The following is an 18,990-nucleotide window of genomic DNA, read 5'->3' on the forward strand; positions in this document are numbered from 1 at the left end:
CCATGGCCGAACGTAAGGCTCGGGTAGAACGAAATACCCTGGAAACTCAGATTACTGTCGAGATTGATCTCGATGGCACCGGCAAGTCCACTTTCGACACCGGCGTTCCCTTCCTCGAACACATGATGGACCAGATCGCCCGCCATGGCCTGGTGGACCTGAACATCGTCTCCAAAGGCGATCTGCACATTGATGACCATCACACCGTTGAAGACATCGGCATCACCCTGGGGCAGGCATTCAAGCAGGCAGTAGGCGACAAGAAAGGCATCCGTCGCTATGGCCACGCTTACGTGCCTCTGGATGAAGCTCTGTCCCGCGTTGTCATCGATCTTTCCGGCCGTCCCGGGCTGATGATGGATGTGCCTTACACCCGTGGTTCCGTGGGTGGCTTCGACGTCGACCTGTTTGAAGAGTTTTTCCACGGTTTCGTGAATCACTCCATGGTGACCCTGCACATCGATAACCTGAAGGGCAAGAACACCCATCACCAGATCGAGACCGTCTTCAAGGCCTTCGGCCGCGCCCTGCGCATGGCGATCGAAATGGATGAGCGGATGACGGGCATCATGCCGTCCACCAAAGGCTCTCTGTAACTCGCTACAGCACAGGATATCGAATTCCATTATGAAGACCGTTGCCATTATCGACTACGGCATGGGAAACCTGCATTCGGCGCGCAAGGCAGTTGAGCACGTAGCGCCGGATGTTCGCGTGCTGGTGACCGACAACGCCGACCAGATCCGCGAGGCCGACCATGTGATCCTTCCCGGGGTTGGTGCCATTCGTGATTGTATGCACGAGATCCGCCGGCTTCAGGTAGATACCCTGGTGCGTGAAGTCTCCCGGGACCGCCCTTTCCTGGGCATCTGTGTGGGTATGCAGGCACTGATGTCCCGCAGTGAAGAGAACGGAGGTGTCGATGGCATCAATCTGTTCCCGGCCCAGGTCCGCTTCTTCGGTGACAATCTGGTGGAAAACGGCGAGCGGTCAGGGTCGCGATTGAAGGTGCCTCACATGGGTTGGAACGAGGTCTACCAGAGCGTTGATCACCCCATGTGGCACAACATTCCTGATGGTGACCGTTTCTACTTCGTGCACAGCTATTACGCCGAGGCGGAAGGCAATGCCGATATTGCCGGCCGCAGCCACTACGGTGTCGACCTGGCCGCCGCTGTTGCCCGCGATAACATCTTTGCGGTGCAGTTTCACCCGGAGAAGAGTGCCCGTGCTGGCCTGCAGCTCCTGAAAAACTTTGTTGACTGGTCCGGCAAATAACGCCGGGGCATCTGAACGATTAACACGGACTTTGCTTTATGCTGATTATTCCTGCCATTGATCTGAAAGACGGCAAGTGTGTACGCCTGCGCCAGGGCCGGATGGACGATTCCACTGTCTTTGGTGACGACCCGGTTGATATGGCCACCCGTTGGGTAGAGGCCGGCGCGCGTCGTCTGCATCTGGTGGATCTTAACGGCGCCTTTGCCGGTGAGCCGGTGAATGGCGAGATCGTTCAGGCGATTGCCCGCAAGTATCCGGATCTGCCGATTCAGATTGGCGGCGGTATCCGCTCCGCCGAGACCATCGAAGCCTATCTGAAGGCCGGTGTGCAGTGGGTGATCATTGGCACCAAAGCGGTGAAAGAGCCGGATTTTGTCACCGATATGTGCAAGCGGTTCCCGGGCCACATCATTGTGGGTCTGGATGCCAAAGATGGCCGCGTGGCCACCGATGGCTGGGCCGAGGTGTCTGAAGTCATGGCCACCGATCTGGCCAAGCGCTTTGCCAACGACGGCGTTGATTCCATCGTGTACACCGACATCAGCCGTGACGGCATGATGCAGGGCGTAAACGTTGAGGCGACCGTGGCGCTGGCGGAAGAGGGCGGCATTCCAGTGATTGCCTCCGGCGGTGTTACCAACATGGATGACTTGAAGCGCCTGGCGCCGATGGCCGACCGGGGTATCCTCGGCGCCATCACCGGCCGTGCTATTTACGAGGGCACGCTGGATGTGGCCGAAGCGCAGGCATTCTGCGACAGCCTGAAGGCGTAAGGGGAAACCATGGGTCTGGCAAAACGCATTATTCCCTGTCTCGATGTCGACAAGGGCCGGGTAGTCAAAGGCGTCAACTTTGTTGATATCCGCGACGCCGGCGATCCGGTCGAGGTAGCGCGCCGCTACAATGAACAGGGCGCCGATGAGATTACCTTCCTGGACATCACGGCCAGCCACGAGAGCCGCGACACCACTTATGAAACCGTTGAGCGTATGGCGGCGGAGGTATTCATCCCGCTGACCGTTGGTGGCGGTGTGCGTACCGTGGACGATATTCGCAAGTTGCTGAATGCCGGTGCCGACAAGGTATCGATCAACACCGCAGCGGTGTTTAACCCCGAGTTTGTCCACGAAGCGGCCGAACGCTTTGGCAGCCAGTGCATTGTGGTTGCTATTGATGCCAAGCGGGTCAGCGCCGAGGGCGAGACACCACGCTGGGAAATCTTCACCCACGGTGGTCGCAAGCCGACCGGCCTGGATGCGGTGGACTGGGCCCGGAAGATGGTCGAAATGGGCGCGGGCGAATTGCTGTTGACCAGCATGGACCGCGACGGTACCAAAATTGGTTTTGATCTGGGGCTGACCCGGGCCATCAGTGATGCGGTCAGTGTTCCGGTGATTGCTTCAGGCGGGGTTGGCGAGTTGCAGCATCTGGCGGATGGCGTTACTCAGGGCGGCGCCGACGCGGTACTGGCGGCTTCGATCTTCCACTTCGGTCAGCACACCATTCCCGAAGCGAAGGCCTTCATGAAAGGTCAGGGCATCGAAGTCCGGGACTAAGGTCCCGGCAGAAGCCTCAGGGCTTTCTGGCAAAGGCAGGTCGAATGGCCTGCTTTTCCCCTTCCACGAACATCTCACGATTGCTGTTGCGAATGGCCCACAGGCCGCTGACGGTCGCAATGGCCACGCCCTGAGCGTCCAGCTCCGGCAGGTGCTTTTCCAGATAGTCCACGGTGACCTTGTGCGGGTGGCCAATGCCAATGGCGCTGCCATTTTCTTTTGCGCGCTTTATCAGCAGCCTGAACTGGCGGTCGACAAATTCTTCGGTCTGCTCGTGATCCAGGAACACGTCCCGGGTCAGGCTTGGAATCTGGTAGGCCTCGGCCACCTCTCCGGCCACCGATGAGGCAATGGTGCGGCTGTCTACGAAGTACAGAGGGTATTGGCGCAGCTCTCTCATTACCCAGTCCATGGGTTGCAGTTTCTGGGTCAGCAGGCTGCCCATGTGGTTGTTGACGCCCTGAACGTAGGGGATGGACTGCAGCGCCCGACGCAGGGTCAGGGTAATGCTGTTCTCGTCCATGTCGGAGGTCAGGCCGCCGGGCCCAAGGGCAAAGTCGCGGGTGTTGGCCATGGGTGCGTGCAGCATGATTTCCTTTTGCTGCCGGTGCGCCAGTTTGGCCAGGCTAACGGTGTGGCGGCGGTAGGGCAGGAAAGCCAGGGTCAGCGGCTGCTCGATCCGTGCCAGCCGTTCACCTTCCTCCAGGTTGTGTCCCATGTCATCGATGATGATGGCGATGGTGGGCGGCAGCGCGCCAGCGGCTCCCGTGCTGCCTGACTCCGCCGTTGCAAGGGGCGTGGCGACCAGGGCCGCCACCAGTACAGAAAGCCGGAACAACATCACTGGGCGGAATCCTGTCCCTCGGTACCGGCGCTGCTTTTACCCTTGCGGTTCAGGATGTGCAGGCCTTTTAACAGGTTGAGCGCAGAGCGCAGCTGGTAGTCCCGATCGGCCAGCGACGCCGCGTCGCTATCGCCCTCAGCATCTTTTGTTGCTGGTTGCTGGCCTTCGTTTTGTCCTTCCAGATGACCGGTCAGGTCGGCCTCGGTAAAGAACGGCTGGCTATCGAGTTCGGTAAGCTCCGCCGGGCGCACCACAATATCCGGCTTGATGCCGGTGGCCTGAATGGAGCGGCCGTCCGGGGTGTAGTAACGGGCGGTGGTCATCTTGATGGCGTGAGTCTCATCCAGCGGAATCACGGTCTGCACGCTGCCCTTGCCGAACGATTTGGTGCCCATGATGACGGCGCGTTCGTGATCCTGCAGGGCACCTGCGAGGATTTCCGACGCCGACGCCGAGCCGCCGTTGATCAGCACCACAATGGGGGTATCCGCCATAACGTCGCCAGACTTGGCGCTGAACCGCAGTCGGGAGCTTTGGATGCGACCTTCGGTATAGACAATAAGTCCGTTATCCAGCAGGGCGTCAGCGGTTTCCACGGCGGCTTGCAGTACGCCACCCGGGTTGTTGCGCAGGTCGATCACCAGGCCGTCGAGGTCACTACCATATTCGTCTTCCAGAGAGCTCAGGGCGCCAAGGAACTGGCTGCCGGTTTCGGCCTGGAACTGGGTGATGCGCACATAGCCATAGCCGTTTTCCAGCATCCGGGATTTAACGCTGGTGACCTTGATGACGTCGCGTTCCACCGGGATTTCGATCGGGGCATTTTGCCCTTCACGCATGATCGTGAGCGTAAGGGTGGTGCCCGGCTTGCCGCGCATGAGTTTCACCGCTTCTTCCAGGCTCATGCCTTTGACCGGCTTTTCATCCAGCTTGATGATCAAGTCACCGGCCTGCACGCCTGCTTTCTGCGCCGGAGTGTCGTCGATGGGGGCGATGACCTTGACGAAGCCGTTCTCCATGCCGACCTCAATGCCGAGGCCGCCAAACTCACCGGAGGTGCTTTCCTCCAGCTGCTCGTAATCCTTGGGTGCAAGGTAGGTGGAGTGCGGGTCGAGGTCTGACAGCATGCCCTTGATGGCACTTTCCAGCAGCTGGCGGTCGCTCACTTCCTCAACGTAGGCATCTTTGATGCGGCTGAACACTTCGGTGAACTTGCGCAGGTCGTCCAGTGGCAGTTGGGTCTCAGGGTCGGGCAGCGAGATCTCGACACGTTCGCCGTTCTGAATGCCTTCAAGCAGCTTTTGTTCGTCAGTCTGGTCCTGAGCCAGGGCCAGTCCGGAGGCGGTGGAGAAACAGGTTGCGAGAGCAAGGCTGCGAAGCGGAAAGGTGTAGCGTGGATTTCTGACCCGTTTCATTCACTTATCCCGTGTTTATTCCGATAGTTGGACTGGTTTCCCCGATTCCCGACAGTATGGCGTCAGCCAGCTCGTTTGTCAGCCCTCATGCCGCCGATCAGTCGGCCAGCCAGCGCCGGGGGTTGGTCGTCTTGCCATTGTGGCGCACCTCGAAGTACAGCGCCGGATGATCGGTGCCGCCAGTGCGACCAGCCAGGGCAATGGACTCGCCCGCTGCCACCCAGTCGCCGGGACTGGTGAACAGGCTGCTGCTGTGGCCGTAGAGTGTCATGTAGCCGTCGCCGTGATCAATGATGGTGATCAGGCCGAAACCCCGTAGCCAGTTGGCGAACACCACGCGGCCATAATGAATGGCCTTGACCTCAACTTCCTCGCCGGTATTGATCAGCAACCCGCTGCGCTGCAATTTGCCGTCGGCATAGCGCTCGCCATAGCCGCTAACTACCTTGCCGCGAACCGGCCAGGGCAGTTGGTTGCGCAGGGTCTGAAACGGCTCGGATTCGCTGGGAGTGGGGATGTCGGCAATGGCTTCCTGTACTTCCTTCAGGAGCTTTTCCAGCCGCTTGCGATCAGACTCCAGTTCTTCGCGCTCGCCGCGACGGTTTTTGATGTCGGCGTTCAGGGCGGCAAGGGTCTGCTGGCGTTGCTGCCGGGACTGGGTCAGCTGCTGCTGGCGCTGGGCTACGTCCGCCTCAGTCTGGGCCAGCTCTGTGCGAGTAGCCTGAACGCTGGCTCGGGTTTCCTTGAGCGCCAGCAGGCTGTTTTGGAAGGCCTCAAGCCGCTGTACCGTGTCGCGGCTGAGGTATTCATAGTAAGTCATGGTTCGGGCAACACGGTCCGGACTGACCTCGTTGAGCAGAACCTTGAGAGCGGGAGTATCCCCTTCCATCCAGGCAGCGCGGATCTGCCGTTTCAGGCTTTCGCGCTGGCTGTCGAGGGTTCGCGTCAGCTCCCGTTGCTGTTGCTCCAGCTCCTTCAGGCGTTGCTGTTGCTCGGCAACACGCTCACGCAGCGACCGGCGCTCACGGGTCAGGCGCCCGATTTTGCGCTCGCTGGCGGCCAGTTGCTGCTCCAGCTCCGAGCGATCTTCTTCGGCGTCGGCGAGCCAATCGTCGATGTCCTCAATGCGTTCCTTGAGGTCTTCGATCTGTTCCGGAGTGACTTCGCTTTGGGCCAGAGCTGGCACTGCCAGAATGAACAGCGCCAGCAGCAGGGCCGATCGCACCAGATTCACGCCAACCTGCAGTACTCTCAACCGATTTTGACCAGGCTGTGTCCGGTCATTTCCTTCGGTTGCTCCAGCCCCATCAGGGCCAGCAGGGTGGGGGCGACATCGCTCAGGCTGCCATCATCCAGCAGCGATACCTGGCGTGAACCGGTGTAAATCAGCGGTACCGGACCGATGGTGTGGGCGGTGTGGACCTGGCCGGATTCCGGGTCGGTCATCTGTTCGCAGTTGCCATGGTCAGCGGTAATCAGGGCTTCGCCACCGACTTCGTCGAGGGCTTCAACCACACGCTTTACGCACTCGTCCAGGCATTCGGCGGCCTTGATGGCAGCATCGAGTTTGCCCGTATGTCCAACCATGTCACCGTTGGCGTAGTTGCAGACAACCAGGTCGTATTTGCCGCTCTTGATAGCCTCGACCAGCTTGTCGGTCACTTCCGGGGCGCTCATTTCCGGCTGCAGGTCGTAAGTGGCGACCTTGGGTGAGGGCACCAGAATGCGATCTTCGCCTTCGAACGGTGTTTCCAGGCCACCATTGAAGAAGAAGGTGACGTGGGCGTACTTTTCGGTTTCGGAGATGCGCAGCTGGGTTTTGCCCTGGTTTGCGGCGTATTCACCCAGGCCATTGACCAGTTGCTCAGGTGGGTAGGCGCAGCTGGTATCAATGTCGGCGGCGTATTCGGTCAGCATCACGAAGTCAGCCAGTTCCGGGTGCTTGCGACGATCGAAGCCATCAAAGTCGGTTTCGACAAAGGTGCGGGTCATTTCCCGGGCGCGGTCCGCACGGAAGTTCATGAAAATCACACTGTCGCCATCGTTAATGGTGCCTTCAGGCTGGCCAGCGGCATGGATGCGGGTTGGCTTCACGAATTCGTCGTTCTCGCCACGCTCGTACGCCTGCTCCAGGCCAATGATCGGGTCTGCGGCGTTGAATTCGGCGGTGCCCTGGGTCATCAGGTTGTAGGCGGCTTCCACTCGGTCCCAACGATTATCCCGGTCCATGGCGTAGTAACGGCCGACCAGGGAGGCAATCCGGCCAACGCCCAGGCTGTCGAGCTTGGCGGCGGTTTTTTCCAGCGATGCCTTGGCGCTGCGCGGCGGCATGTCGCGGCCGTCCAGGAAGGCGTGAATGTAGACTTCTTTAGCGCCTCGGGCGGCAGCCAGTTCCGCCGCTGCAATGATGTGATCTTCGTGACTGTGGACGCCACCGGGCGACAGCAAACCCATCAGATGAACCGCGCGACCGCCGCTAACGGCCTTATCAATGGCTGTGCACAGAACCTCGTTCTTCTGGAAATCGCCGGTTTCCAGATCTTTATCGATGCGCGTCAGGCTCTGATAAACCACCCGGCCGGCACCCAGGTTCATGTGGCCGACTTCCGAGTTGCCCATCTGGCCCTGTGGCAGGCCAACAAACATGCCGGAGGTATTGATCAGGGTTTTTGGCTGGTTTTGCCAAAGCTGGTCCCAGAACGGGGTGTTGGCGTTGCTGATGGCGTTGTCTTCCGCTGGGTCACGGTGGCCCCAGCCATCCAGGATAATCAAGGCAGTCGGCTTGCGCGTCGCGGTCATCACTTCATCCGATTAGTTGGAAATGTAAGTAAAAGGGAGTGCAGATTCTAACCGTTTTCATTCGCACAAGCCATGTCAGCCGCCTTCTGTGACTGCCCCTGTGTGTGTATAATCCGGCCAAATTATTTGCAGGGTGAATCCATGGACCGCTTGTTTGAATTCGTTATAAACCACTACATTCTGGTGTCGCTTTTTGTGGCCTTTTTACTGGCCATCCTGGTGCTTGAGTCCCGTCGGGGTGGTGCAAAAATCTCAGCCCAGGGCGCAGTCAGCCTGATCAACAAGGATGAGGCCGTGGTGGTGGACATCCGGGATCGCAAGGAATTCGGCGAAGGCCGCATTACCGGTTCGGTGAACATTCCCCTGAACAGCCTCAAGAGCCGTGCGGCGGAATTGAACAAGTTCAAGGAAAAGCAGATTATTGTCGCCGACAAGATGGGCCAGCACTCGGCCATGGCGGTAAAGCAGCTGAACGCTGAAGGTTTTGCCAATGTGGTTCGCCTCAATGGCGGCGTCGCTGACTGGAAAGCCAGCAACCTGCCGCTGGTGAAAAAGTAAGAGCAGCGACCGGCTATTGATCTGAACCGCAATCTGCCGCACTGTTTCACATAAGCCGGCAAGGGCACGCAGTAAACTGTTCCGGCAGCACACTTCATAACTTTTTATAACAACGGGCCTTGAGCCCATGATTAAGAGCGAAAGGACTGAACATGGCTGAGAATGAGCAAGCCGCAGCAGGCAGCGAAAACCAGAACCAACCCCAATTTGCCCTTCAGCGCATCTATGTGAAGGACCTGTCTTTTGAATCGCCGAATTCTCCGCTGGTGTTTCAGGAGCAGTGGAAGCCGGAGGTAAATCTGGATCTGAACACCTCCCACAGCAAGGTCAGCGACAACCAGTACGAAGTTGTGCTGTCCCTGACTGTTACCGCCAAGATGGGTGAGAAGGTCGCTTACATTGTTGAAATCCAGCAGGCCGGCGTATTTATGGTCCAGGGCATTGAGGGTGGTCAGCTGGGCCAGATGTTGGGTGCTTACTGCCCAACTATCCTTTTCCCGTACGCCCGCGAAGCGATTGACGGCGTGGTTAACAAGGGCAGCTTCCCAGCCCTGATGCTGGCGCCGGTCAACTTCGATGCGATCTACGCCCAGGCGCTCAAGCGCAAGCAGGAAGAAGGTGCATCGGAAGCCAAGGAAGAGCCGCAGACCCACTAACGGCGTCGCTTGGTGAATAAAAAACCGGCCAATGGCCGGTTTTTTTGTGCCTGAAGGTAGGCGTCAGGTTGCGCCGTCGAAACCGAGCTGGCGCCAGGCTTCGTACACCACCAGAGCGGCGGTGTTGGACAGATTCAGGCTGCGGCTTTCCGGGCGCATGGGCACCCGCAGGCGGCAGTCGGCTGCGAGCGCGTCCCGCACTTCAGCAGGCAGGCCCCGGGTTTCGGGGCCGAACATCAGGTAATCGCCCGCCTGGTAGCGGATTTCGTGATAGTGCTGGCTGCCTTTGGTGGTCAGGCCGAACAGCCGTTCAGGGCGTTCGGCCTCCAGAAAGGCGTCATAGCTTGAATGCACTTTCACCCGGGCGTACTCGCTGTAATCGAGCCCGGCCCGGCGCATCTGCTTATCCTCAAGGCTGAACCCCAGGGGTTCAATCAGATGCAGCTGGCAGCCGGTGTTGGCGCAAAGCCGGATAATATTGCCGGTGTTCGGCGGTATTTCCGGCTCGTACAGCACCACGTTCAGCATGCAACTCAGCGCTCCACGGCCAGCGCAACACCCATGCCACCGCCGATGCACAGGGTCGCCAGGCCCTTGTGGGCATCGCGGCGCACCATTTCATGCAGCAGGGACACCAGAATGCGACAGCCGGAGGCGCCAATCGGGTGGCCCAGGGCAATGGCACCGCCGTTGACGTTGACCTTGCTGGTGTCCCAGCCCAGGTCGCGGTTAACGGAGATGGCCTGGGCGGCAAAAGCCTCGTTGGCTTCGACTAGGTCCAGATCCTCGACACTCCAGCCGGCCAGCTTCAGGCAGCGCTGGCTGGCGGGGATCGGGCCGGTGCCCATGATGGTCGGATCCACGCCAGCGTTGGCGTGGGCCTTGATGGTGGCGAGCGGGGTAAGGCCCAGCTCCTTGGCTTTCTCGGCGCTGCACACCATGACCGCAGCGGCACCATCGTTCAGGGAGGAAGCGTTGCCTGCGGTGACGGTACCGTCTTTCTTGAACGCCGGCCGGAGCTTGCCCAGGCCCTCGCCGGTGACGCCATCCCGGGGACCTTCGTCCTTGTTGACCACAATCGGGTCGCCCTTACGCTGGGGAATCGATACCGGCACGATCTGGCCATCGAAATAACCCGCTTCACGTGCTGCTACCGCCTTCTGCTGGGATGCGGCGGCAAATTCGTCCTGCTCTTCCCGGCTGATGCCGTACTTTTCAACGATGTTCTCTGCAGTTACGCCCATGTGGTAGTCATTGAAGGCGTCCCACAGGCCGTCGGTGATCATGGTGTCGATCATTGACCAGTTGCCCATGCGCTGGCCATTGCGGCTGTTGGGCAGCACATGGGGCGCCTGGCTCATGCTCTCCTGGCCACCGGCAATCATCAGTTCGGCATCGCCGCAGCGAATGGCCTGGACCGCCATGTGTACGGCTTTCAGGCCGGAGCCACAGACCTTGTTGATGGTCATGGCAGGTACCGACGCGGGAATGCCGGCGTTGATGGACGACTGCCGAGCCGGGTTCTGGCCACAACCGGCGGCCAGAACCTGGCCCAGCACCACCTCATTGATCTGGTCACCGGCAACCCCGGTTTCTTCCAGGATGGCCTTGATCACGGCCGTACCGAGCTGGTCGGCGCGAAGGCTGGACAGGCCGCCTCCAAAGGTGCCAATGGCTGTTCGTTTGGCGGCAACGATGACGACATCACGCATGGGGATTCTCCGATTGATGGGCGCGGACCGACTTTGGATCGGCGCCGATGGAATGGACAACTGATGGCATTGTATCCGGAAAGCGTCAGGCGGCCAAAGCGGCGCGGCCTGACCCGAGGGCTGTTACATGTTCAGGCTGCGCCCACCGTCGACGGGCAGGATCTGACCGGTAATGAACGGCGCATCGCACAGCAGAAAGGCAATGGCACCGGCGATATCCTCGGGGGTGCCGGTCCGCGCCAGCGGGGTCTTCTCCAGAATGGCCTGCTGGTGACTGCGGTCCAGCTCGGCCTCGCCTTCCGGCCACAGGATAGCGCCGGGCGACACCCCGTTGACTCGCACCGAGGGTGCCAGATCCTTGGCCCAGGATCTGGTCAGGGCCGCCAGGCCCGCTTTGCTGGCGCAGTACAGCGGGTGATGGGGTAATGGGCGTTCGCTGTAGATGTCGATCAGGTTGACGACTCCGCCGGCGGAGTCTCGCAGTGCCGGCAGGCAGGCCTGGAGCAGGAAGAAGGGCGCGCGCAGGTTGGTGTTCAGGATGTTGTCCCAATCCTGAGCCGTGGCCTGCTCCGTTGGGTTGGGGTAGAACACGGAGGCATTGTTTACCAAGCCGTCCAGCCTGCCCCACAGGGCAACCGATTGCTCGGCCAGCTGCTTAACTTCTGCCAGATTGCTCAGGTCAGCCTGCAGGGTGACGGCAGAACCATGCCTTGTCTGATTCAGGTCACCGGCCAAAGCTTCAGCCTTTTGTTGCTGGCTGCGGTAATGAATGATCAGGTTCCAGCCGCGAGCGTGCAGGGTCTGCGCGGTTTTCGCTCCCAGACGATGGGCTGCACCGGTAACCAGGGCGACGGGGGCAGTGTCGGCCATGAAAGCTCCTTGGGTTGTTTACGAGGTGATGGCCTGCTGAATACGCCTCAAGCGTTCCTGGCGAATGGCTTCCCCCAGGACGCGGCCCGTAAAACCTTGGGCCATCAGAGCCTTGGGTTCCACTCCGGAGGCTGAGTTGGCGGCTCGTTGCAGGGTGTGGACAATCTCCTGATCGGCCGGCTCGAGGATGCAGGCCAGGACGTTCAGCAGCAACGAGAAACGCTCAGGGCGTCGCCACAGATCGGCAGTGTCCAGCACCGCGTAAAGCTCGTCGGCGCTCAGCGCAGGTGCCTTTTGCTCGCCACTGCGGGTCAGCGCAGGTAACACGGCGGCCACCAGTAGTGCCAGATTCTTGCAGTCGTTGGGCGCTTTCAGGGCCTGGATACGAGGACCGGATTGGTGATCTGGCAGCGGCGATATCAGTGCCGCAAAACGCTCCTCAATGCTGCCATCCTGTTGGTGGACGCAATGCAGTGCCGTCATGGCAGCAGTAAATGCCTGGTCGGGGACCAGTTCCGGAATCAGGATCGCGAGAGCACCGGTATCGCGCAGCACCTCGAAAAAAGCGCGGGGTTCGTGCTCCTCCAGCGCCCGCTGAATTTCCTGCCAGACCCGCTCGGCCACCAGGTGATCCACTTCGCCCTCGGCCACCATGGTTCGCATCAGGGCCATGGTCTGATTGCAGACCCGGAACCCCTGGGGCTGAAAGCGAGCGGCAAAGCGGGCGGTTCGGAGAATACGCAATGGGTCTTCGGCAAAGGCTTCGGACACGTGTCGCAACACACGGGCTTCCAGATCCTGCTGACCGTTGAACGGATCGACGATGAGCCCCTGTTCATCCCGGGCCATTGCATTGATGGTGAGGTCACGGCGTTTCAGGTCGTCTTCCAACGTGACATCGGGGGCGCTGTACACTTCGAAGCCGTGATAGCCGCGGCCTTGTTTGCGTTCGGTACGGGCCAGGGCGTATTCCTCACGGGATCCCGGATGGAGGAAGACCGGAAAATCGGCTCCGACTTGTTTGTATCCCTGTTTGAGCATGTCGTCGGGGGTTGCGCCGACCACGACCCAGTCCCGATCCTTGATCTCAAGACCAAGCAGTTCGTCGCGCACGGCGCCGCCAACCAGATAGATTTGCATGAAGGGATTCGTTCCTCTGTATAAGGGATTTCGCGAATTATCCGCGACCGGCTCTCCAGAGGCAAAAAAAGCCCGGCCGGTCGGTGCCGGGCGGGCTTTTGAGGGATCGGCTGCGAGCTTAGAACGCGGTGCCGAATTCCAGGGCTGCACCTTTGTCGGTGTCGCTGACCAGAACACCCAGGTCCATCCGTATGCCTGCCAGGTTCACACCGAGGCCTGCGGTATATTGGGTCTTCTCTTCAATGCCGTCATTGTCGTCATTGCTGGCCAGGTTGTGGCGAACACCGACTCGCAGCTGGGCGTAACGCCAGGCATCGAATTCGGCACCCAGAGCCAGCCACTGGGTGTCATCGCCATAGCCGAAGGCCTTTCGCTTGGTAAGGTCCAGTTCAGCGGTAACGACGTGGTGGTTGCTTCGGTGAGCAATACCCGCTGTTACCATTGGATCGATTTCTAGCGTGTATTCTTGTTCGTTCTTTCTCGGGTCAGAGCTGACGGCTGAGTCCAGCTCCATGGGAATGAGGTTCTTCACTGCAAGGCCGGCGTTCCACTGGTCTCTTGAGCCGAAGACGTAGGCCGCGCCAAGGTCCAGGTTGAAGCCGCTCTTGTTGGTCTCGTATTCGTCGCTGTCGTAGTCGTCGTCTTCAAAACCGGCAACGGTTTCGGTGTATTGAAAGGTGCGTAGCTGAACATACTTAGGGGATACGCCCAGTTGCAGCTTCGACTCGTCGGCCAGCTCGATAGAGGTGGCCAGCGAGAGGCCTACTTCGGCAACGGACGAGGCCAGGATGCGAGCGCGGGATTCCAGGTCCCGATCCAGGTCGGCGGCCGTCAGTTCAGCTACGTTCGCGGTCTCAAGGTCTTCCAGGAACTGATCGTCGTCTTCGTCGAATTCACCTCGGGCGGCAGCACGCAGGCGGCCATTGGTGAAGAAGCCGACTGAAACTGAGTCGGTGGGTAGGGCCAGTGCGAGGCCCAGCCCTACATCTACCCGCACGGTGTCTTTGTCGAATTCATTGAGCTGGCGCCGAAGATCGGCGGCCGTTTGGCGTGCTTCGCCAGGATTTGAAGTCTTGTCCAGCTCTTCGAATCGGTCGATGGTGTCCTGAATATCGTCAATCTGGTCACCGGTCTCCTCTTCGTCCGCGAAGCGCGCATTGACCGAGGGCAGTATCAGGCCGAAATCATCTGACCACTCATGCTGATCCGCGGCCATCATGGCCGGGTTTTTGGCGGCGGCGTCTGCGGGGTGGGCGATGGCCACGCCGGTGCCACCCATAGCAAAGGATCGGGCCGACTGAAATTGTTGCGGGCTGGCCAGTGCGGACGCGGTGGCAATGGACAGGCCAATGGCCACAGACAGTTTGGTCAGACGAATGGTGTTCATTAAGACGGTGTCCTTTAAAGCGTAAAAAACAGGAAAAGTGCGATATACAGCAGGTTAGAGCAGTTCTCTGGCCGGAACATGACAGATGCAGTAACGGTTTGTTTTTAATCTGTAAACGGAGGCAGTTTATTGCCGCTTTTGAAGCGGGTGTAGGGTGGTAGTTCGATTGGGAGTGAGGGTTATCAGCGGGTTATAAAAACTGGCGTGAATTTTTCATGGGAATGCCGAAATGATGTTTTCGGAGAGTAAATCATGAACCTTCGCTGGATAGCCGTTTCTATTCTTGTCCTGGCCCTTGCCGCGTGCGCCCCGATTGGCGGCCATCAGGACACCGGCCAGCGTGACACCCAGCTGGAGCCGATCACTGTTCGGGTCAGCGGCTTTGGCACCTATGAAGACTCCGCCAAGGATCGTCTCAACACCCGCAAGCGGCTGCTGGCACGGCGCGCCTCCCAGCTGGATGCCTACCGCAATCTGGCCGAACGGGTGTATGGCACGGTGATTTACGGCAGCTCCACGGTCAACGATTTCGTGCTCAACAACGACAACTTCCGCACCTACGTCGACAGTTACATTCGGGGTGCCAAGATGGTGGCGGTCAACGAGCACAGTGACGGGGTTGTTGAGACAGTGATGGAGTTGAAGCTGGAACCACGGTTCCGCGCCTGCGTATCGAAAGTCGCTGATGATCAGGTTCAGGATCTGTGCCCGATCCCGATGCCGCGATACAACGACAGCGTAGGCGATGTTCAGAGCCGGGGAGTGGACTCCCTGTACTACCTGGATTAATCGCCGGTGATGAGTTTGAAGGATGGGTTCATGACAGTTAGGCGCGTTCTCTTGGTGGTCTTGCTGGGCTTTGCGAGCCTCGCCCAGGCCGTTGTGCTGGAGGGTGTCGGCCATGGCACCATCCACAATGGTGATCTGGAGGCGGCCCGGGCCGAGGCCCGGCAGGCGGCATTGCGTGACCTTGCCCTGCAATACGAAGCGCGGGTCAGCACCCGGGACACCATGGAGAATGGTGTCGTTACCGAATCCCACATGCAGGTTGCGGCCAATGCCCGGGCCCACAATGCCCGCGTGGTGGATGAGTACCGCAGTGGCAACCTGCTGCGGGTCACGGTCCGCGCCGAGATGTCGGCGGGGCAGGGCAGCTGCAGTGTCGGTGAGGCAGCACGATTGAGAAAGCGCGTGGCCGTAACCGGCTTCCCGCTGCTCTACCCGGATCAGGCCCGCATCGGGCGTCTGGACGATGCCGGCGAGATCTTGCCGCAGCAGCTTCAGGCCAGATTGCGCGCAAGTGGACGCCTGCAGGTGCTGGGCGCCACCACCACTCGCCTGTTTGATGACCTGCTCAACGCCCCGACCCAGCAACAAAACGATAATAGCCTGACCAACGTGGTTCAGGTCGCCCGCGAGCTGGGAGCCCAGTTCGTGGTCACCGGTGTCATCCGCGACCTGGGTGTGGCCGATCCTTCGGCCTGGGGCACCTCCGTTCTGGATCGGATGCAGCGAGGTATTGGTGCTGTCGATCAGAATCGACGCTTTGCGGTCGACTTGATGATTTACGATGGTTTCAGTGGCTCGCCGGTGTACCAGCAGCGCTTTGCCACGTCAGCAGAGTGGAACGCCGGGCCCGGTGCCTCGGATGGTTTTGGTTCGGAAGGGTTTAAACAGACGGCCTACGGGCAGTCGGTTACCTCAACTCTGGATGAGATGGCAGACGCGGTAACCAGCGCTCTGGCGTGTCAGCCGTTCATGACTCGAATTACCCGTGTTGACGGCAATAGGGTGACCCTAGCCTCCGGTGCAACCGCCGGTCTGCGCCCGGGTGACCAACTGAATCTGTACCGCAGCGCCCAGTACCTGGATTCCCTCGGTGGTACCCCGGAGCTCATGGATACCCGGCTCTCGGTCACCCTGAATAATGTTCATCCGGATTTCAGTAATGGTCGCATGCCCCAGTTTGGCGGGCAGGTGAATATCCAGCGGGACGACATTGCGATCATCTGGTGAGGTAGTGCTGGAAAGCAAACGCCCGGCGGGTGCCGGGCGAGGGAAGATCGTGCTAAGTAGTTAATCCGGGACTCAGGCCGCCGCTTCGGCAGCGGCTATATCGCGTATTTTTCCGACCATGGCGCGCAGACCATTGCCACGCGTAGGCGAGATGTGGCGGAACAGGTCCAGGCTTTCGAACAGTTCGTCGATGTCGGTGGTTAGCAGTTCCCGGGGTGACTTGCCGTTCAGGGCCACCAGGATGATCGCCGCCAGGCCGCGCACAATCATCGCGTCGGAATCGATCAGCAGGAACAGCTTTCCGCTGGCTTCATCGTAATAATGAATCAGCCAGACCTGGCTCTGGCAGCCGTGAACATAGTTTTCTTCCACCCGGCCCTCGTCCGGGAAGGCCGGCAGCTGCTTGCCCAGATCGATGATGTAGGCGTAGCGCTCTTCCCAATCGTCCAGAAACTCAAAGGCATCGGTTACGTCGTCGACGGTGGTTTCGGTGCCCAGTGGGTTGTTCTTGAAGTCTTGTTCGGTAGCAGTCATTACAGCATTCCCAGTTCGAGCTTGGCTTCGTCTGTCAGCATGTCATTGCTCCAGGGCGGATCGAAGGTCAGCTCCACCGTGACTTTGTCGACGTTGGGTACATGCTCGACCTTGGTCTGGACGTCATCACAGATAACCGGACCCATGCCGCAGCCTGCGGCGGTGAGGGTCATCTTGATGAAGACGTGGTTGCCTGCCTCGGTGCCGTTTTCAATCTTGCACTCGTAGATCAGCCCCAGGTTGACCACATCGACCGGTATCTCCGGGTCGTAGCAGTTTTGCAGGGCTTCCCATACCTGGTTTTCATTGATGGTGCCGTCTTCTGGGGTGTCGAAGCTGCTTTCCAGCGGTTTCTTCCCCAGAGCGTCGGCGTTGTGACCTTCGATGCGGGCGAGGTTGCCGTTGACGGCGACGGTGAAGCTGCCACCCAGCGACTGCGTGATGGTCACAAAGGTGTCCGACGGAATCATGATCTCGGTTCCGGCGGGAACAAGGCGGGCTTCCACCTCGCGTTTGGTCAGGACCACTTCCCGTTCTTGCATGCCCAGACTGGCCTCGCTGTTAACTGTGTTGTGCCTGAAAACGCCCGGCTAACCCGGCTCAGGCAACGGTGAAACTTTCTCCGCAACCGCACTCGGCAGTGGCGTTCGGGTTGCGGAACTGGAACAGGGAGTTGACACCCTCGGTAACAAAATCAATCTCGATTCCGTTGACCAGGGGCAGGTGCTCCTCTTTCACAAACACATCGACGCCATCAATGTGAAAAATCTTGTCATCGGTTGCCACTTCGTCGACCCACTGGGTTTCATACTTGAAGCCGGAGCAACCGCTTTTCTTGATGGCGAGCCGAATGCCTTTGGCCTCCGGCTTTTTATCCAATTGTTTGCGCACGTGTTTAACCGCAGTCGGCGTCATGGTGACGGCGACGGTCGGGGTGAAGACTTCGGCTGTCATAATTCCACCTCCATCAGGCAAACAGGCGTTGGATCTTCTGCAGGGCGGCGAACAATTGTTCGACCTCATCCAACGTATTGTAGAACGCAAAGGAGGCCCGGGCAGTGCCGGGTACTCCATAAAAATCCATCAGCGGCATGGCGCAATGGTGTCCGGTGCGGATCGCGATGCCCTGCTGATCCAATAGCGTACCCACATCACTGGGGTGCAAACCGGCAATTTTAAAGGACATCACCGGTACTTTTTGCTTGGCGGTACCAATGATTTCCATGCCCGGAACGGTCTCGATCAGCTGGTTGGCCCGTTCGAGCAGCGCATTTTCGGCTTTTTCCATGCCCTGTCGGTCCAGGCGGCCCAGGTAGTCGATGGCCGCGCCCAGGCCAATGGCCTCGGCAATGGCTGGGGTTCCAGCCTCAAACTTGTAGGGCAGGGTGTTCCAGGTGGTACGCTCGAACGACACCCGCTCGATCATCTCGCCACCGCCCTGGTACGGAGGCATTTCCTCCAGCAGCTGGGCCTTGCCATACAGCACGCCGATCCCGGTCGGGCCGAACAGCTTGTGGGACGAGAACACGTAAAAATCGCAGTCCAGGGCCTGCACATCCGGCTGGTAGTGCGGCACCGCCTGGGCGCCATCCACCAGAGTGAGTACACCCTTGGCCTTGGCCTGCTCAATCAGCGCAGTAATCGGGTTTACCGTGCCCAGCACGTTGGAAACGTGGGTGATCGCGAAGATGCGGGTGCGCTCGTTCAACAAGCTGTTGAAGGAGTCGAGGTCGAGCTCGCCCTCCGGAGTCACCTGAATCGGAACCACCTTGGCGCCGGTGCGCTCGGCAATCATCTGCCACGGCACGATGTTGGCGTGGTGTTCCATGTGGCTGACCAGGATTTCGTCACCCGGCTGCAGTCGACCGGCCAGGCCGTTGGCGACCAGATTGATGGCCTCGGTGGTGCCACGGGTCCAGATGATTTCCCGGGTGCTCTCGGCATTCAGGAAGCCGCGAACGGTTTCGCGGGCATTCTCGAACGCCGTGGTGGCACGGTCAGCCAGGGTATGGGCGCCCCGATGCACGTTGGAGTGAAGTTCCCGGTAATACCGATCCATGGCGTCAAGAACGGCAATCGGCTTCTGGGCCGAAGCGCCGTTATCCAGATACACCAGGGGCTTGCCGTTGACCTGCTGTGACAGGATCGGAAAGTCCCGGCGTACGGCTTCCACATCGAAAGCCGATTGTTTTGCTGCATTCGCCACGGACAAGTCGGTCATA

21 protein-coding genes are annotated in these 18,990 nt (G+C 59.6%); 8 read left to right on the top strand and 13 right to left on the bottom strand.

Features of this window, described 5'->3' with window-relative positions; all coding sequences use genetic code 11:
* Positions 1–2: 2 nt before the first annotated feature.
* The 4 genes from hisB to hisF are packed head-to-tail and all read left to right on the top strand — an operon-like array spanning position 3 to position 2,837.
* Entirely contained in the window at positions 3–596 is a 594-nt protein-coding gene (gene hisB / locus FGO67_RS05590) for an imidazoleglycerol-phosphate dehydratase HisB (protein WP_203299688.1), read from the top strand.
* A 31-nt stretch (positions 597–627) separates the two neighbouring features.
* On the top strand, positions 628–1,278 hold the full coding sequence (gene hisH, locus FGO67_RS05595; protein ID WP_203299689.1) for an imidazole glycerol phosphate synthase subunit HisH: 651 nt from the start codon (positions 628–630) through the stop codon (positions 1,276–1,278).
* A 38-nt stretch (positions 1,279–1,316) separates the two neighbouring features.
* Entirely contained in the window at positions 1,317–2,054 is a 738-nt protein-coding gene (gene hisA / locus FGO67_RS05600; protein WP_138438842.1) for a 1-(5-phosphoribosyl)-5-[(5-phosphoribosylamino)methylideneamino]imidazole-4-carboxamide isomerase, read from the top strand.
* 9 nt (positions 2,055–2,063) lie between these two features.
* Positions 2,064–2,837, top strand: coding sequence for an imidazole glycerol phosphate synthase subunit HisF (gene hisF, locus FGO67_RS05605; RefSeq protein WP_203299690.1), 774 nt, complete (start codon positions 2,064–2,066; stop codon positions 2,835–2,837).
* Between the two features lie 16 nt (positions 2,838–2,853).
* Here the strand turns inward: hisF and FGO67_RS05610 are convergent, their stop codons facing one another.
* From FGO67_RS05610 to gpmM, 4 genes are all read right to left on the bottom strand, one after another.
* A complete protein-coding gene (locus FGO67_RS05610; protein ID WP_203299974.1) occupies positions 2,854–3,678 on the bottom strand; it encodes a divergent polysaccharide deacetylase family protein in 825 nt (274 codons plus the stop codon).
* The gene (locus tag FGO67_RS05615) at positions 3,678–5,096 is read right to left on the bottom strand and encodes a S41 family peptidase (protein ID WP_203299691.1); all 1,419 of its coding nucleotides are present in this window, start codon (positions 5,094–5,096) and stop codon (positions 3,678–3,680) included. The genes FGO67_RS05610 and FGO67_RS05615 overlap by 1 nt, the downstream gene beginning before the upstream one ends.
* A 97-nt stretch (positions 5,097–5,193) precedes the next feature.
* Positions 5,194–6,342, bottom strand: coding sequence for a murein hydrolase activator EnvC family protein (locus FGO67_RS05620; RefSeq protein WP_420844500.1), 1,149 nt, complete (start codon positions 6,340–6,342; stop codon positions 5,194–5,196).
* Between the two features lie 5 nt (positions 6,343–6,347).
* The gene (gene gpmM / locus FGO67_RS05625) at positions 6,348–7,895 is read right to left on the bottom strand and encodes a 2,3-bisphosphoglycerate-independent phosphoglycerate mutase (RefSeq protein WP_203299692.1); all 1,548 of its coding nucleotides are present in this window, start codon (positions 7,893–7,895) and stop codon (positions 6,348–6,350) included.
* Between the two features lie 141 nt (positions 7,896–8,036).
* Here gpmM and FGO67_RS05630 point away from each other — a divergent pair, with 141 nt between their 5' ends.
* Both FGO67_RS05630 and secB read left to right on the top strand, forming a co-directional pair.
* On the top strand, positions 8,037–8,453 hold the full coding sequence (locus FGO67_RS05630; RefSeq protein WP_041339235.1) for a rhodanese-like domain-containing protein: 417 nt from the start codon (positions 8,037–8,039) through the stop codon (positions 8,451–8,453).
* A gap of 152 nt (positions 8,454–8,605) precedes the next feature.
* The gene (gene secB / locus FGO67_RS05635) at positions 8,606–9,109 is read left to right on the top strand and encodes a protein-export chaperone SecB (protein WP_203299693.1); all 504 of its coding nucleotides are present in this window, start codon (positions 8,606–8,608) and stop codon (positions 9,107–9,109) included.
* A gap of 63 nt (positions 9,110–9,172) precedes the next feature.
* Here the strand turns inward: secB and trmL are convergent, their stop codons facing one another.
* From trmL to traF, 5 genes are all read right to left on the bottom strand, one after another.
* Positions 9,173–9,637: a tRNA (uridine(34)/cytosine(34)/5-carboxymethylaminomethyluridine(34)-2'-O)-methyltransferase TrmL gene (gene trmL, locus FGO67_RS05640; protein WP_203299694.1), complete on the bottom strand. Its 465-nt coding sequence runs from the start codon at positions 9,635–9,637 to the stop codon at positions 9,173–9,175.
* A gap of 5 nt (positions 9,638–9,642) precedes the next feature.
* Positions 9,643–10,821: an acetyl-CoA C-acetyltransferase gene (locus FGO67_RS05645; RefSeq protein WP_203299695.1), complete on the bottom strand. Its 1,179-nt coding sequence runs from the start codon at positions 10,819–10,821 to the stop codon at positions 9,643–9,645.
* Between the two features lie 123 nt (positions 10,822–10,944).
* Positions 10,945–11,691, bottom strand: coding sequence for a pteridine reductase (locus FGO67_RS05650; RefSeq protein ID WP_203299696.1), 747 nt, complete (start codon positions 11,689–11,691; stop codon positions 10,945–10,947).
* Positions 11,692–11,709: 18 nt separating this feature from the next.
* Entirely contained in the window at positions 11,710–12,831 is a 1,122-nt protein-coding gene (locus tag FGO67_RS05655; RefSeq protein ID WP_203299697.1) for a tRNA nucleotidyltransferase/poly(A) polymerase-related protein, read from the bottom strand.
* A gap of 118 nt (positions 12,832–12,949) precedes the next feature.
* Entirely contained in the window at positions 12,950–14,218 is a 1,269-nt protein-coding gene (gene traF / locus FGO67_RS05660; RefSeq protein WP_203299698.1) for a conjugal transfer protein TraF, read from the bottom strand.
* 252 nt (positions 14,219–14,470) lie between these two features.
* Here traF and FGO67_RS05665 point away from each other — a divergent pair, with 252 nt between their 5' ends.
* Together FGO67_RS05665 and FGO67_RS05670 are read left to right on the top strand one after the other, a co-directional pair.
* Complete coding sequence (locus FGO67_RS05665; protein WP_203299699.1) at positions 14,471–15,007, top strand: LPP20 family lipoprotein; 537 nt, start codon at positions 14,471–14,473, stop codon at positions 15,005–15,007.
* Positions 15,008–15,037: 30 nt separating this feature from the next.
* Positions 15,038–16,234 carry a flagellar assembly protein T N-terminal domain-containing protein gene (locus FGO67_RS05670; protein WP_203299700.1) on the top strand — a complete coding sequence of 399 codons (1,197 nt, stop codon included), beginning with the start codon at positions 15,038–15,040 and terminating at the stop codon, positions 16,232–16,234.
* A 72-nt stretch (positions 16,235–16,306) separates the two neighbouring features.
* Here FGO67_RS05670 and FGO67_RS05675 read toward each other — a convergent pair whose 3' ends face one another.
* The 4 genes from FGO67_RS05675 to FGO67_RS05690 are packed head-to-tail and all read right to left on the bottom strand — an operon-like array spanning position 16,307 to position 18,989.
* Positions 16,307–16,768, bottom strand: coding sequence for a SufE family protein (locus FGO67_RS05675; RefSeq protein ID WP_203299701.1), 462 nt, complete (start codon positions 16,766–16,768; stop codon positions 16,307–16,309).
* A complete protein-coding gene (gene sufT, locus FGO67_RS05680) occupies positions 16,768–17,310 on the bottom strand; it encodes a putative Fe-S cluster assembly protein SufT (RefSeq protein WP_041339252.1) in 543 nt (180 codons plus the stop codon). The genes FGO67_RS05675 and sufT overlap by 1 nt, the downstream gene beginning before the upstream one ends.
* A gap of 58 nt (positions 17,311–17,368) precedes the next feature.
* Positions 17,369–17,722 (bottom strand): HesB/IscA family protein, encoded by a 354-nt coding sequence (locus tag FGO67_RS05685; protein WP_203299702.1) that lies wholly within the window; start codon positions 17,720–17,722, stop codon positions 17,369–17,371.
* Between the two features lie 13 nt (positions 17,723–17,735).
* Positions 17,736–18,989, bottom strand: a complete 1,254-nt coding sequence (locus tag FGO67_RS05690) for an aminotransferase class V-fold PLP-dependent enzyme (RefSeq protein ID WP_203299703.1) — start codon at positions 18,987–18,989, stop codon at positions 17,736–17,738.
* Position 18,990: the final 1 nt, after the last annotated feature.

The organism is Marinobacter sediminum, from assembly GCF_016820575.1.
Taxonomy (GTDB): Bacteria; Pseudomonadota; Gammaproteobacteria; order Pseudomonadales; family Oleiphilaceae; genus Marinobacter; species Marinobacter sediminum.

Bases quoted from the DNA above. Each gene is read 5' to 3' on its own strand.
- hisB (WP_203299688.1), top strand. From the start codon at position 3: ATGGCCGAACGTAAGGCTCGGGTAGAACGAAATACCCTGGAAACTCAG.
- hisA (WP_138438842.1), top strand. From the start codon at position 1,317: ATGCTGATTATTCCTGCCATTGATCTGAAAGACGGCAAGTGTGTACGC.
- secB (WP_203299693.1), top strand. From the start codon at position 8,606: ATGGCTGAGAATGAGCAAGCCGCAGCAGGCAGCGAAAACCAGAACCAA.
- FGO67_RS05665 (WP_203299699.1), top strand. From the start codon at position 14,471: ATGAACCTTCGCTGGATAGCCGTTTCTATTCTTGTCCTGGCCCTTGCC.
- FGO67_RS05655 (WP_203299697.1), bottom strand. From the start codon at position 12,831: ATGCAAATCTATCTGGTTGGCGGCGCCGTGCGCGACGAACTGCTTGGT.
- FGO67_RS05615 (WP_203299691.1), bottom strand. From the start codon at position 5,096: ATGAAACGGGTCAGAAATCCACGCTACACCTTTCCGCTTCGCAGCCTT.
- FGO67_RS05675 (WP_203299701.1), bottom strand. From the start codon at position 16,768: ATGACTGCTACCGAACAAGACTTCAAGAACAACCCACTGGGCACCGAA.
- FGO67_RS05610 (WP_203299974.1), bottom strand. From the start codon at position 3,678: ATGTTGTTCCGGCTTTCTGTACTGGTGGCGGCCCTGGTCGCCACGCCC.
- FGO67_RS05650 (WP_203299696.1), bottom strand. From the start codon at position 11,691: ATGGCCGACACTGCCCCCGTCGCCCTGGTTACCGGTGCAGCCCATCGT.
- FGO67_RS05645 (WP_203299695.1), bottom strand. From the start codon at position 10,821: ATGCGTGATGTCGTCATCGTTGCCGCCAAACGAACAGCCATTGGCACC.
- sufT (WP_041339252.1), bottom strand. From the start codon at position 17,310: ATGCAAGAACGGGAAGTGGTCCTGACCAAACGCGAGGTGGAAGCCCGC.
- hisH (WP_203299689.1), top strand. From the start codon at position 628: ATGAAGACCGTTGCCATTATCGACTACGGCATGGGAAACCTGCATTCG.
- traF (WP_203299698.1), bottom strand. From the start codon at position 14,218: ATGAACACCATTCGTCTGACCAAACTGTCTGTGGCCATTGGCCTGTCC.
- FGO67_RS05690 (WP_203299703.1), bottom strand. From the start codon at position 18,989: ATGACCGACTTGTCCGTGGCGAATGCAGCAAAACAATCGGCTTTCGAT.
- trmL (WP_203299694.1), bottom strand. From the start codon at position 9,637: ATGCTGAACGTGGTGCTGTACGAGCCGGAAATACCGCCGAACACCGGC.
- FGO67_RS05685 (WP_203299702.1), bottom strand. From the start codon at position 17,722: ATGACAGCCGAAGTCTTCACCCCGACCGTCGCCGTCACCATGACGCCG.
- FGO67_RS05630 (WP_041339235.1), top strand. From the start codon at position 8,037: ATGGACCGCTTGTTTGAATTCGTTATAAACCACTACATTCTGGTGTCG.
- gpmM (WP_203299692.1), bottom strand. From the start codon at position 7,895: ATGACCGCGACGCGCAAGCCGACTGCCTTGATTATCCTGGATGGCTGG.
- FGO67_RS05670 (WP_203299700.1), top strand. From the start codon at position 15,038: ATGACAGTTAGGCGCGTTCTCTTGGTGGTCTTGCTGGGCTTTGCGAGC.
- hisF (WP_203299690.1), top strand. From the start codon at position 2,064: ATGGGTCTGGCAAAACGCATTATTCCCTGTCTCGATGTCGACAAGGGC.